Source organism: Mycobacterium sp. 852014-52450_SCH5900713, from assembly GCF_001667075.1.
Taxonomy (GTDB): domain Bacteria; phylum Actinomycetota; class Actinomycetes; order Mycobacteriales; family Mycobacteriaceae; genus Mycobacterium.
In genome coordinates, this window is record NZ_LZIL01000069.1 from 92291 (window position 1) to 105650 (window position 13360).

Genomic DNA, 13360 nt, shown 5'->3' on the forward strand with positions numbered 1-13360 from the left:
CATGTCAGGCTACCTGGCCGCTCTCGCCCGGCGGATGTCCAGAATCACTTGGAAGATCAGGACCAACACCGCGACGCCCATCAACAGCGTCGACAGCGCGTAGGCGCCGTACTCGGCACCGCGGTTATACCGATCCGAGACCAGCAAGGTCAGGGTTTGGGACTTTCCCGGGAGGTTCGACGACACGATGATGACCGCACCGTATTCGCCGAGGGTGCGGGCGATGGTCAGCACGATGCCGTAGGTCAGACCCCACCGGATCGAGGGCAGGGTGATTCGCCAAAAAGTCTGCCACCAGCCCGATCCCAAGGTCGCGGCCGCCTCCTCCTGATCGGTCCCCAATTCGTGCAGGACCGGTTCCACCTCGCGCACAACGAAGGGCAGGGTGACGAAGATGCTGGCAAGGACGATGCCGGGCAACCCGAAGATGATCTTGAAGCCGAGGTCCTTCTCGACGAAGCCGAACGCGCCGGCCGATCCCCACAACAGGATCAGGGCAACGCCGACGATGACCGGCGACACCGCGAAAGGCAGGTCGATGACCGCCTGCAGCACGCCCTTGCCACGAAACCGGTTGCGGGCGAGCACCAGAGCGGTGGGAATGCCGAAAACCACGTTCAGCGGCACCACGATGGCAACCACCAGCAAGGTCAGGTTCAGCGCCGAGATCGCCGCGGGAGTGCTCACCCAGTCGAAGAACTGGCCGAAGCCTGGCCGAAACGTCCGCCACAAGATCAGGGCAACCGGAACGACCAGCAATACGAAAAGGTATGCGAGCCCGACGAATCGGATCAGGTATCGAACCCTGGGCGATGAGGTCACGCCGCCAACTCCTCACGCTTGGCCGCGCGTCCGCCCGCGATCCGCAGAATGAACAGCACCACAAACGAAATCGACAGCAAGACGATGGATATCGCGGCGGCACCGGTGCGGTCGTCGTTCTCGATCAGGGTGCGTATCCACTGCGATGACACTTCGGTCTTGCCCGGCACCGCGCCACCGATCAGGACCACCGACCCGAACTCGCCGATCGCTCGTGAGAAAGCCAGGCCCGCCCCGGACAGCAGGGACGGTGTCAACGACGGCAGCACGACAGAAGTGAAAACCTTTGCGCCGCTGGCACCCAGCGACGCGGCCGCCTCTTCGGTCTCCCGATCGATTTCCAGCAGCACCGGCTGCACGGCGCGTACCACGAACGGCAGCGTGACGAAGGCCAGCGCCACGGCCACGCCCCACGCCGTGTGCTGCAGATGCAGGCCCACCGGGCTGTTGTTGCCGTAGAGGGCCAGCATCACCAGGCTCGCGACGATGGTGGGTAGTGCGAAGGGCAGGTCGATGATCGCATCGACGAGCCGCTTGCCGACGAAGTCGTCCCGCACCAGCATCCAGGCGATGATCAGGCCGAACACCAGGTTCACCAGGGTGACCCCGGCGGATATGGTCAGGGTGACCCGGAACGACTCCAACGCGGCGTTTGACGTCACCGCCAACCGGAAGGCGTGCCACCCACCGCCCGCGGCCTGCCATGCGATGGCGGCCAGCGGCAGCAGCACGATCACCGAAAGCCACAGCGTCGCCACTCCCACCCGCAGAGAAGTGGTTCCCGACCGGCGACGCCCCGAATTCGCTTGGCGGTGCCCGGCGTCACCGGCCGGGTGACCGAGCTCGGGCCTGAGCGGGTCGGGCGTGATCGCGGTCGTCATCCGGTGGCCTGCGTGTAGATCTTGGTGATGCTGCCGGTGGTCTTGTCGAACAACTGCGGGTCCACCGCGCTCCAGCCACCGAGGTCGGCAATCGTCCACAGTTTCGCCGGCACCGGAAAACGATCGCGGAATTCGGCGGCGATGGCCGGATCGACCGGCCGAAAGCCGGCCTGCCCCCACACCTTCTGCGCCGTGGCCGTGTACTGGAAGTTCTTGAAGGCGACCGCGGCGTCCAGGTGCGGGCTGGTGGTTACCACCGCAACCGGATTGTCGATTTTGAAAGTCTGCGGCGGGTTGATGTGCTCAACCGGTTTGCCGGCGCGCTCGGTGGCAATCGCCTCGTTCTCGTAACTGATCAACACATCCCCGCTGCCCTGAACGAAGACATCGGTTGCCTCCCTCCCCGAACCGGGCCGCAACTTGACGTGTTCGTGCACCAGCTTGCTGATGAAGTCGACACCGGCCTGGGTGTTGCTGCCGCCTTCGCTCTTGACTGCGTACGGTGCGAGCAAATTCCACTTGGCCGACCCAGAGCTCAACGGACTGGGCGTGATGACCTCCACCCCCGGCCGCAGCAGGTCATCCCAGTCCTTGATGTTTTTGGGGTTGCCCTTGCGCACCACCAGGGTTACCACCGACCCGAACGGAATTCCCTTGGTGGCGTCCGTATTCCAATCTTTGGATACCTTGCCGGCCTTCACCAATCGGGTGATGTCCGGTTCGACCGAGAAGTTCACGATGTCGGCCGGCTTGCCGTCGACGACTCCGCGCGACTGGTCGCCGGAGGCGCCGTAGGAGGTGATCACCTGAATGCCCTTGCCCTCTTCGGCGGCGTTGAAGGCGGGGATGACCTTGCTCCAACCGGGTTCTGGGACCGAATAGGCCACCAGCGTGATGCTGGTGCGCGCGTTGCTCGGGCCGCCCCCGCCCACGACGTCACTGGCGCCGCCGCTACACCCCGAGATGACTGCGACGATGAGGGCGAGCGCACTCACCTTCCGCCAGCGCGAAGCGATGTCGTGGAGCATTCGGGCCTTCCAGTACGGGGACTTAGGTGATAGTGGTCCCGTTGCTGCGGAAAGGCGCCTAAACGACTGGGAGGCCTGACGAACCCCATACCAGACCGCACACGGGATTGGCGGTCAGCGACAACAGTGCACGAAGACATGGCGTTCCACGACACCGGATGTCACGTGCATGGCGGGAAGCCTAACAGGAATCGCCAGGCCCGCCACCGCTCGCGTCGCCGTGCGGGCACGCCGCGCGAAGTCGCGCCCTCAGTGGGTTAGCCACCACGCGACGATCACCAGCAACACGAGCGAGACCAGAATCAACGTCACGTGTGACCGAGGCATAGGCGTTACCCGGGCGCCTCACCGGCGTGGCGGGCACGGCGCATCAGGGCGATGCTTTTGCCGAGCAGGCCATCGAGCAGTCCCGCCGTGACCGCGGCCACCACCAGCACGACCGGCATCACCACCATGGCCTGGAGTACGAAAGCGAGCCCGGAAAGCCACAGCTCGTTGCCGTCCCACCAATTCAGGAAAGCGGTCACGGGGCTCACCCTATTCGGCCCTGCCGCCGAAAACCAATGTGCCAAGATCGGCCCATGTCCGCCCCGTCCCCATCCGCGGCAACGGCCTGCCTGGTCGCCGGCGGCGGCCCGGCGGGCATGGTGCTGGGCCTGCTACTGGCCCGCGCCGGTATAGACGTCACGGTGATGGAAAAGCACGCCGACTTCCTGCGTGACTTTCGCGGAGACACCGTGCACGCGAGCACGTTGCGACTGCTCGACGAACTGGGTTTGGGCTCACGATTCGCGGAAATCCCACACCGCCTCATCGACACCGTCCACATGGAGATACAGAACGCACCGCTCGGCCTCGACCTGACCCGCCTGCCGGGGGCGCACAAGCACATCGCGCTGGTGCCGCAGTGGGACTTCCTGGAGCTGGTGGCCGCCGCCGCCGAGGCGGAACCGAACTTCCGGCTGTTGCGCAGCACCGAGGTGATCGGCGTCGTCCGGGACGCCGACCGCGTCGTCGGTGTCACCTACCGGGACCCGGCCGGCGAACTCAAGGAGATGCGCGCCGAACTGACCGTGGCCTGCGACGGTCGCGCTTCGACGGTGCGTTCGTCGGTCGGCCTCACACCGCACAGCTTCGGCGCGCCCATGGACGTGTGGTGGTTCCGGTTGCCGCGGCACCCCGGCGATCCGCGGGGTCTGGCCGGCGTGTTGCGGGCCGGACACGCCGTCATCGTGATCGATCGCGGCGATTACTTCCAGATCGCCTACATCATCCCGAAGGGAACCGACGCCCGGCTGCGGTCGGAGGGCATCGAAGCGCTGCACCGGGCGCTGGTCGGCATGGTGCCCTGGCTCGGTCACCGGGTGCAGACGCTCACGTCTTTCGATGACGTGAAACTGCTTGACGTACAACTGAATCGGCTTCGCCGCTGGTATGCCGACGGCGTCCTGTTCATCGGTGACTCCGCGCACGCGATGTCGCCGGTCGGCGGGATCGGCATCAACCTGGCGGTGGCCGACGCGGTGGCGGCCGCGCGCATCCTGGCCGACGCGCTGCGCGCGGGACGGGTCCCCACCCGGCGCCTCGCCCGCGTCCAGGCGCGCCGCTGGTTTCCCACCGCGCTGCTGCAGACCGCGCAACGGTTGATCCATGCCAATGTGATCGCCGCGGCGGTAGGCGGAAACGCGCAGCGTGCGCCGCTGGGAGTGCGGCTGGTGGGCCGCTCCCCTGCGTTGCGGCGAGTACTCGGCTATCTCGTCGCGATCGGCCCGCTTCCGGAGCACGCCCCGAGGTTTGCCCGGCGTCGCGGGTGACCCGAAGTGGCGCCACGTCGGCGAAAGAATGGACGCCGGGCCGCTCAACAGATGATGATGTCGGGATGGTCCTGCACGCCCAGCCCGACGACCAGCCCGCCGACGCCATGCCCGAGGAGGCATTTCAAACGGACACGGCGGCCTTACCATCGCCCATCGACTTCAGCGCGCCGGCGCCGCTGGCTTCGACCGGGGCACTGCGGAACCCGTTCCCACCGATCGCGGACTACGCCTTCTTGTCCGACTGGGAGACGACCTGCCTGATCTCGCCGGCCGGCTCGGTCGAATGGATGTGCGTGCCGCGCCCGGACTCCCCCAGCGTCTTCGGCGCCATCCTGGACCGCAGCGCCGGCCATTTCCGGCTCGGCCCCTACGGCGTTTCGGTGCCCTCGGCCCGCCGCTACCTGCCCGGCAGCCTGATCATGGAGACGACGTGGCAGACCCACACCGGGTGGCTGATCGTGCGCGACGCGCTGGTGATGGGGCCGTGGCACGACATCGAACGGCGGTCCAGGACCCACCGCCGCACGCCGATGGACTGGGACGCCGAGCACATCCTGCTGCGCACGGTGCGCTGCGTGAGCGGCACCGTCGAGCTGATGATGAGCTGCGAACCCGCGTTCGACTATCACCGCGTGGGCTCCACCTGGGAATACTCGGCCAACGCGTACGGCGAGGCGATCGCGCGGGCCACCAAGCAGCCCGACGCCCACCCGACCCTGCGGCTCACCACCAACCTGCGGATCGGGCTGGAGGGCCGCGAAGCCCGCGCCCGCACCCGGATGAAGGAGGGCGACGACGTGTTCGTCGCCCTGAGCTGGACCAAGCACCCGGCGCCGCAAACGTACGAAGAGGCCGCCGACAAGATGTGGCAGACCACCGAGTGCTGGCGGCAATGGATCAACATCGGCAACTTCCCCGACCACCCATGGCGCGCCTACCTGCAGCGCAGCGCGCTCACGCTGAAGGGGTTGACGTACTCGCCCACCGGCGCCCTGCTGGCGGCCGCGACCACCTCACTGCCGGAAACGCCGCAAGGCGAACGCAACTGGGACTACCGCTACGCCTGGGTGCGCGACTCCACCTTCGCGTTGTGGGGCCTCTACACGCTCGGGCTGGACCGGGAGGCCGACGACTTCTTCGCGTTCATCGCCGACGTCTCCGGCGCCAACAGCAACGAACGCCACCCGCTGCAGGTGATGTACGGCGTGGGCGGCGAACGCAGCCTGGTGGAAGAAGAGCTGCACCACTTGTCCGGTTACGACCACGCCCGGCCGGTGCGCATCGGCAACGGCGCCTTCGACCAGGTCCAGCACGACATCTGGGGCTCCATCCTCGATTCGTTCTACCTGCACTGCAAGTCCCGTGAGCAGATCCCGGAGAGCTTGTGGCCGGTGCTCAAGAAGCAGGTGGAAGAGGCCATCAAGCACTGGCGGGAGCCCGACCGGGGCATCTGGGAGGTCCGGGGCGAACCGCAGCATTTCACCTCGTCGAAGGTGATGTGCTGGGTGGCGCTCGACCGCGGGGCGAAGCTGGCCGAGCGGCAGGGCGAGAAGAGCTATGCGCAGCAGTGGCGGGCCATCGCCGAAGAGATCAAGGACGACATCCTGCAACACGGGGTGGACTCCCGCGGCGTGTTCACCCAGCGCTACGGCACCGACGCGCTCGACGCCTCGCTGCTGCTCGTGGTACTCACGCGCTTTTTGCCCCCGGACGACCCCAGGGTGCGCAACACCGTGCTGGCCATCGCCGACGAACTCACCCAGGAAGGCCTGGTGCTGCGCTATCGCGTGGAGGAGACCGACGACGGGCTGTCCGGCGAGGAAGGCACGTTCACGATCTGCTCGTTCTGGTTGGTGTCGGCGCTGGTGGAGATCGGCGAGGTGGCGCGCGCCAAGCGGTTGTGTGAGCGGCTGCTGTCCTACGCCAGCCCGTTGCACCTCTACGCCGAGGAGATCGAGCCCCGGACGGGCCGGCACCTGGGTAACTTCCCGCAAGCGTTCACCCACCTGGCGCTGATCAACGCGGTGGTGCACGTGATCCGCGCCGAGGAGGAGGCCGACGGCTCCGGGATGTTCCAGCCCGCCAACGCACCGATGTAGTCGCGATCGCAAGCGCGGCGAAGCCGGGCGAAGCGGGTCGCCACGATCAGGACAAGCCCGGGTACCTCCCGCTTGCGGGGGACGGGTCGCACCACGGGATGTAGCCGCGTCAGCTCAGCGCGCTCACTTTGTCTCGCATGACTTGCGCAATGTCGAGGGCCCTGGCGTTCGTGTCACGCGGCGCTTCTTGCGACGCGCTCGATGAGTCGAAGAAGTCGACCTCGACTTCGATGAGGCAATTGTCCCGCACCCCAACGGCCCGCTCGGCGGGAAGGGATGGGGGCGAGAACGACGGCGGCGTGTTCCATTGCGTCGAAATGGTGGCCGCGACAACGGAAATGGCACTTTGCACCTGACTGATTTTCACTTCCAGCGGCAGGCTTCCGCCCGATAGGGGGACCGTCTTTCCATCGCAGTCTCGCCACTGCTTGGAGAACGTCGCGAACACGGCGTAGGCGTCGGCGGCCGTGGGCAGGCTGATGGCCGCCTCTTGCACCCTGGTCACCGCCGCGCCGGGCGCGACAGCGGGCCGCCACGTTGTGCGCGCGACGGCTCTCACGTTGGCGGACCGATAGGTGCCCGCCTGCATCATCACCGCGACCCCGAGGCAGCTTTCGGGCCCCAGTGACCGCTCACCGCCCAACATCTCGGGGCCCCCGACGAGCGGTGGGGCGCCGGGGTCGGGCTCCACGGGCTCCCTGACAACGCGGGATAGCGCGCTCTTGCCGAGAAGCACCCGCTCGAGGATTTGCCCGTCGAGGAATCGCGACGTGAGTTTCGCTGGTGGCCGCGCCGCGCCACCGACCGTGATGGAGCAACCGGTGGCCGAGATCAGGACGACCGAAAGCGCTGCGGCGCACCAACGTCGGCGCAGACCGCGGCGTCCACCGGACGGGGCGGCGACGAACGCAGAACGGAATACTTCACTGCCGCAAATGCTTTCCATGCGCTTCTCGGCTACCTCTCACTTCACCGAAGAGTTTAGGCTCGACGGCACGGCGAAACCGTCGCCGACGCGTGAGCACAGCTCAACCCCAGAGAAGTCCCAGGTTGGTGGCAGGTGCCGGTCAGCTCAGCCCGCTGACCTTGTCCATCATCGCGTGCGCGATGTCGATGGCGCTGCGGTGCACGTCGCCGGACCCCTCGTCCGACGAACGCGTCGAGTTGAAAAACGCCACTTCGACTTCGACGAGGCAGTTTCCCCGCACGCCGATGGCGCGCGCTTCGGGCCTGGGTCCGCTCGACGGCAAGCCCGGCAATTGGGTGTCGATCGAAATAGTCGCGGCCAGAACCGATTCGGAGAGCCGCACCTCGGAAATGGTGTCCGAGAAGACGATCGCGGGGCGGTCGGTGATGATGCTGGGGCGCCCGATGGTCACGGTAGTGCCCTCGCAGTCGCGCCACTGCTGTGCAAACTGTTGGAACAACGTGGCGGCCCCGGCGGCGCTGGACAGGGCGACGACACCCTCGGCGACGCTGATGACCTTCGCCGGTCCGCGCTGGTTCCACCACGTCTCCCGCGCCGCATTCTTGACGTCGCCGGATGGATAGGCGTCCTTCACCAGCATCGAGGTGACACCCACGCAGTTGGCGGGCGAGACCGCACCGAAGGCCGGCGGCAGCACCTCGGGACCGCCGAAGCGCGCCGGGAGTTCGTTTTTGCTTCCGAAGGACTGGCCCAGCAGCTTCGACAGCTCAGCGTCGTCGAGGAGCACCTGCTTGACGGGCTGCCCGGTGACCGGGTGGGGCTTCAGGTTCGGCGCGGGCCGCGCGGTGCCGTCGACGGTGCAGCCGGTGGCGAGCACCACAGCGGCCAGGCAGGACAGGACCATCCGGGCGGTTCTCATCAGCTGCTGCTCGAGACTTTTCGCAACATCACCTCGACGAGATCGATTGCCCGGCGGCCGGCCTGCACACGCGGGCCGTCGGCCACTTTGACGTCGGCGATGACCTCGCCCTTGACCCCCACGGCCCGTTCGTCCGGGCACGGCGGAGTGTGATGGTTGTCCCACGCGATGACGGTCGCCGACAGTACCGGCCCGTCGACGCGGGTGTCGGTGGCCTTCAAGTACAACTCGGTGTTGCTCGAGTCGTGGGTGTACATGGTCACCGTGGTGCCGTCGCAGCGTTGCCATTGCTCGACAAACGACGTGAAGAGCCGTTGCGCGTCGGCCGTGGATGCCAGCTTGATCGCCGCCGCCGTTGCGCCGGGCACCGCCACGCCGGAATCGTAATTCCAGTAGTCCTGCGTCGCGGCGGCACGCACGCGGCCAGGTTCGTAGACGATGCGCATCGCCGGCGCGACGACCCCGAGGCATTGGATCGGTGCGGCGCCATCGCTATCACGGATCCCGTTGGCCAGCAGGTCAATATCGCCCACCTGGGCCGGGCGATGCGGCGGCAGCTCGTTCCCGACGGCTGCGTTGACCTCCGGGCCGTCCGGCAGGACTTGCTCGAGCGGTAAGGTGGCGCCGCCGAGATGACCGGCGCGCGTGGGTGTGCCGTTGACGGTCGTGACGCATCCCGTGCTCAGCAGGCCGATACCCACCAGGACAACCGCTCGCATCGGCACTGCTACTTCTTGCCCTTGTCGCCGGCGGCGTCGGTGGACAGCGCCGCGACGAAGGCCTCCTGCGGCACGTCCACCCGCCCGATGGTCTTCATCCGCTTCTTGCCCTCCTTCTGCTTTTCCAGCAGTTTGCGTTTGCGGGTGATGTCTCCGCCGTAGCACTTCGATAGCACGTCCTTGCGGATCGCCCGGATATTCTCGCGTGCAATGATTTTCGACCCGATGGCCGCCTGCACCGGAACCTCGAACTGCTGACGCGGGATCAGCTCTTTCAGCTTGGTCGTCATCTTGTTCCCATAGGCGGACGCCGAATCCTTGTGGACGATCGCACTGAAAGCGTCGACGGCTTCGCCCTGCAACAGGATGTCGACCTTCACCAGTTGCCCCTCCTGCTCGCCGGCCTCCTCGTAGTCCAGGCTGGCGTAGCCCCGGGTGCGCGACTTCAGCAAGTCGAAGAAGTCGAAGATGATCTCGCCGAGCGGCATCGTGTAGCGCAACTCGACCCGCTCGGGCGACAGGTAATCCATGCCGCCCAACTCGCCGCGGCGCGACTGGCACAGCTCCATGATGGTGCCGATGAACTCGCTGGGCGCGATGATGGTCGTCTTGACGACCGGTTCGTAGACCGTGCGCACCTTGCCCTCGGGCCAGTCCGACGGGTTGGTCACCACGATCTCGGTGTCGTCCTCTTTGACGACCCGGTAGACGACGTTGGGTGACGTCGAGATCAGGTCCAGGTCGAACTCGCGCTCCAGGCGTTCGCGGGTGATCTCCATGTGCAGCAGGCCGAGGAACCCGCACCGGAACCCGAAGCCCAACGCCACCGACGTCTCCGGCTCGTAGGTCAGGGCCGCGTCGTTGAGCTGCAGCTTGTCCAGGGCGTCGCGCAGAACCGGGTAATCGGAGCCGTCCACGGGATACAGGCCCGAGTAGACCATCGGCTTGGGTTCGCGATATCCCGTCAGCGCCTCGGTGGCGCCGTGCCGGGCCGTCGTCACCGTGTCGCCGACCTTGGACTGGCGGACGTCCTTCACACCCGTGATCAGGTAGCCGACCTCGCCCACCCCCAAACCCACGCTGGGCTTCGGTTCGGGCGACACGATGCCCACCTCGAGCAGCTCATGGGTGGCGCCGGTGGACATCATCAGGATGCGCTCGCGCGGGACGATCTTGCCGTCCATCACCCGGACGTAGGTCACCACGCCGCGGTAGATGTCGTAGACGGAGTCGAAGATCATCGCGCGGGTGGGCGCGTCGGCGTCCCCTTGCGGATGCGGCACCTCGCGCACGACGTGATCGAGCAGGTCGGCGACACCCTCACCCGTCTTGCCGGAAACCCGCAGCACGTCGCCGGGCTCGCAGCCGATGATGTGGGCGATCTCCCCCGCGTAGCGGTCCGGATCGGCGGCCGGCAGGTCGATCTTGTTGAGCACCGGGATGATGTGCAGGTCGCGGTCCAGCGCCAGGTACAGGTTCGCCAGCGTCTGCGCCTCGATGCCCTGGGCCGCGTCGACCAGCAGCACCGCGCCCTCGCACGCCTCCAGCGCGCGCGACACCTCGTAGGTGAAGTCGACGTGCCCCGGGGTGTCGATCAGGTGCAAGACGTACTCTTCGTCACCGACCTTCCAGGGCAGCCGGACGTTCTGCGCCTTGATGGTGATTCCGCGCTCGCGCTCGATGTCCATGCGGTCCAGGTACTGCGCGCGCATCGATCGCTCGTCGACGACGCCGGTGAGCTGGAGCATCCGGTCCGCGAGCGTGGACTTGCCGTGATCGATGTGGGCGATGATGCAGAAGTTCCGAATCTGCGCCGGCGCGGTGAAGGTCTTGTCGGCGAAACTGCTGATGGGAATCTCCTGGTCTGGACACGCTTGGGGGCGCTTGAGCGCCGGCTCATTGGTATGTCCAGGGTATCTAGGCGGGGTGCCCGAGACCTACTTGGACACAATCGCACCCGCGCGACGCGCGTCTATGCTGCGAATATGGCGTCGGCCCGCAAATCCCAGTGGAAGACGTTCCAGCGGTTCGCGGAAAACCTGGTCTTCGATCGGGCCCCGCGGCTGGCCCGGCACGTGCAGAACTCGCAGACCGTGCTGCGCGAATTGCAGCACGCCGTGAAGATCACCGCGAACGTCATCGCCGCCGCCGCGCCGCAACCGCCCGCGGTCACCGCGGGCCGCCCGGTGACCAGCACGAGCTTCCCGACCGCGAAGCGCGCGCGCAAGCTGATCTACGCGCCCGACCTCGACGGCCGGGCCGATCCCGGCGAGATCGTCTGGACATGGGTGGTTTACGAGGACGACCCGACCCGGGGTAAGGACCGGCCCGTGCTCGTGGTCGGTCGTGACCGCCGCGTCTTACTCGGGTTGATGGTGTCCAGCCAGGAACGCCACGCCGAGGACCGGGACTGGATCGGAATCGGTTCCGGCGCTTGGGATTACGAAGGCAGGCCGAGCTGGGTTCGGCTGGACCGGGTGCTCGATGTCCCGGAGGAGAGCATTCGTCGCGAGGGCGCGATCCTGGACCGCGAGATCTTCGAAGTGGTGGCCGAGCGGCTGCGCGCGGACTACTCCTGGAGCTAGTCGCCCAGCGTGTAACCACTGCGAAAAACCGGCCGCATTTTCGCGCTGAACGCACGCTCGGCGACGACGCACGCCGTGGGGTGGGGGCAGGAGCCGCAATCAGCCCTGCGTGATGTAGGACTGCAGCTGCTGCTGTTCGGCCTCGAGCTCTTCCATCCGGGTCTTCACCACGTCGCCGATGCTCACGATGCCGATCAGCTTCTTGCCGTCCAACACGGGCACATGGCGCACCCGATTCTTGGTCATCAGCACACTCAGGGAGTCGACGGTGTCGGCTTTCGTGCAGGTGGCGACGGTGGTGGTCATGATCTTCGAGATCGGGCGCGACAGCACGCTGGCGCCATGGGTGTGCAGCTCGCGCACCACGTCGCGCTCGGAGACAATGCCGACGACGCCCTCGTCGCCGACGACGACCATGGCGCCGATGTTCTGCTCGGCGAGGCCGGCGAGCAGCTCTTTCACCGTCGCCTCGGGGTTGATGGTCACCACCGCCGCGCCCTTGTTCCGCAAGACGTCTGCAATCCGCATCAAAGGCCTCCAGCCGGTTGTGATCCGCTTCACACCAGGCTACGGCTAACTCGTGCGGCGCAAAAGCCACGACGAGAACCGGTAGCCGATCCGTGTCCATACCCTGACGTCGCCGTTCGAAACCAGGACGCTCGATCGCTCGTATCGCCCGATTGGGCCACTGCGGAGGGCCGCGGCTTGCAAGATGGGGCCATGATCGAGATCACGCTGCTGGGAACCGGGAGCCCGATCCCCGACCCGAACCGGGCCGGCCCGTCGACTCTGGTGCGGGCCGGCGGGCAGGTATTTCTGGTGGACTGCGGGCGTGGGGTGTTGCAGCGTGCGGCGGCCGTGGGCGTGGGCGCCGCCGGATTGTCGGCGCTGCTGATCACGCATCTGCACAGCGACCACATCGGAGATCTCGGCGACCTCCTCATCACTCGCTGGATCAGCACCTTCGAACCGGACCCGGCGCCGCTGCCGATCATCGGACCGCCCGGGACCGCGGAGACGGTCGAGGCGACGCTGCACGCGTTCCGCCACGACATCGAGTACCGGCTCGCGCATCACGCCGACCTGAACGCCCCACCGTCGGTCGAGGTCCACGAGTGCACCGAGGGGGCGGTGTGGGACCGCGACGGCGTGTCGATCCGGGTGGCACCGACCGATCACCGACCGGTGGCGCCGACCATCGGGTTCCGCATCGACTACGGCACGGCGTCGGTGGTGCTCGCCGGGGACACGGTGCCCTGCGCCGGCCTCGACCAGCTGGCGGCCGGCGCCGGCGCTTTGGTTCACACCGTGATCCGCAAGGACATCGTCGGAAACATCCCGCAACAGCGGCTGCAGGACATCTGTGACTACCACTCGTCAGTCGAGGAGGCGGCGGCAACCGCGGCCCGCGCGGGGGTGGGCACCCTCGTCATGACGCACTACGTGCCCGCGCTGGTGCCGGGCCAGGAAGAGCAGTGGCGGGCCCTGGCGGCGTCGGAGTTCGACGGGCGGATCGAGCTCGGCGACGACCTGCATCGCGTCGAAATCAACGCACCGTAACG

12 protein-coding genes and 1 pseudogene are annotated in these 13360 nt (G+C 67.0%); 4 read left to right on the forward strand and 9 right to left on the reverse strand.

The annotated features are described in order from the left end of the window. Positions 1-9: 9 nt before the first annotated feature. The 4 genes from cysW to A5773_RS21025 all read right to left on the reverse strand — a co-directional run bounded on the left by cysW (position 10) and on the right by A5773_RS21025 (position 3258). Positions 10-822: a sulfate ABC transporter permease subunit CysW gene (gene cysW, locus A5773_RS21010; protein ID WP_066952825.1), complete on the reverse strand. Its 813-nt coding sequence runs from the start codon at positions 820-822 to the stop codon at positions 10-12. Then, complete coding sequence (gene cysT, locus A5773_RS21015; protein WP_067792382.1) at positions 819-1703, reverse strand: sulfate ABC transporter permease subunit CysT; 885 nt, start codon at positions 1701-1703, stop codon at positions 819-821. The genes cysW and cysT overlap by 4 nt, the downstream gene beginning before the upstream one ends. Continuing rightward, positions 1700-2731: a sulfate ABC transporter substrate-binding protein gene (locus A5773_RS21020; RefSeq protein WP_067792385.1), complete on the reverse strand. Its 1032-nt coding sequence runs from the start codon at positions 2729-2731 to the stop codon at positions 1700-1702. Before A5773_RS21020 ends, cysT begins: the two co-directional genes overlap by 4 nt. A gap of 332 nt (positions 2732-3063) precedes the next feature. Next, positions 3064-3258: a hypothetical protein gene (locus A5773_RS21025; protein ID WP_066952819.1), complete on the reverse strand. Its 195-nt coding sequence runs from the start codon at positions 3256-3258 to the stop codon at positions 3064-3066. Between the two features lie 54 nt (positions 3259-3312). Between A5773_RS21025 and A5773_RS21030 the strand changes: the two genes are divergently transcribed. Beyond that, on the forward strand, positions 3313-4545 hold the full coding sequence (locus A5773_RS21030; RefSeq protein WP_066952813.1) for an FAD-dependent oxidoreductase: 1233 nt from the start codon (positions 3313-3315) through the stop codon (positions 4543-4545). 65 nt (positions 4546-4610) lie between these two features. Beyond that, positions 4611-6647: a glycoside hydrolase family 15 protein gene (locus A5773_RS21035; RefSeq protein ID WP_066952811.1), complete on the forward strand. Its 2037-nt coding sequence runs from the start codon at positions 4611-4613 to the stop codon at positions 6645-6647. Between the two features lie 109 nt (positions 6648-6756). On the opposite strand, the gene A5773_RS21040 is transcribed toward A5773_RS21035, so the two are convergent. The 4 genes and pseudogenes from A5773_RS21040 to lepA all read right to left on the reverse strand — a co-directional run bounded on the left by A5773_RS21040 (position 6757) and on the right by lepA (position 11170). After that, on the reverse strand, positions 6757-7593 hold the full coding sequence (locus A5773_RS21040) for a sensor domain-containing protein (protein WP_082948328.1): 837 nt from the start codon (positions 7591-7593) through the stop codon (positions 6757-6759). A 121-nt stretch (positions 7594-7714) separates the two neighbouring features. After that, a complete protein-coding gene (locus A5773_RS21045) occupies positions 7715-8494 on the reverse strand; it encodes a sensor domain-containing protein (RefSeq protein ID WP_066952809.1) in 780 nt (259 codons plus the stop codon). Next, positions 8494-9213 (reverse strand): sensor domain-containing protein, encoded by a 720-nt coding sequence (locus tag A5773_RS21050; protein ID WP_066952886.1) that lies wholly within the window; start codon positions 9211-9213, stop codon positions 8494-8496. The genes A5773_RS21045 and A5773_RS21050 overlap by 1 nt, the downstream gene beginning before the upstream one ends. A gap of 8 nt (positions 9214-9221) precedes the next feature. Further along, a pseudogene (gene lepA, locus A5773_RS21055) lies at positions 9222-11170 on the reverse strand (translation elongation factor 4). A 28-nt stretch (positions 11171-11198) separates the two neighbouring features. Here lepA and A5773_RS21060 point away from each other — a divergent pair. Continuing rightward, positions 11199-11798, forward strand: a complete 600-nt coding sequence (locus tag A5773_RS21060) for a type II toxin-antitoxin system PemK/MazF family toxin (RefSeq protein ID WP_066952805.1) — start codon at positions 11199-11201, stop codon at positions 11796-11798. 99 nt (positions 11799-11897) lie between these two features. Here A5773_RS21060 and A5773_RS21065 read toward each other — a convergent pair whose 3' ends face one another. Continuing rightward, positions 11898-12326, reverse strand: a complete 429-nt coding sequence (locus A5773_RS21065; protein WP_066952803.1) for a CBS domain-containing protein — start codon at positions 12324-12326, stop codon at positions 11898-11900. 192 nt (positions 12327-12518) lie between these two features. On the opposite strand from A5773_RS21065, the gene A5773_RS21070 reads away from it, so the two are divergent. Then, positions 12519-13358, forward strand: a complete 840-nt coding sequence (locus tag A5773_RS21070) for a ribonuclease Z (RefSeq protein WP_066952884.1) — start codon at positions 12519-12521, stop codon at positions 13356-13358. Positions 13359-13360 lie beyond the last annotated feature (2 nt).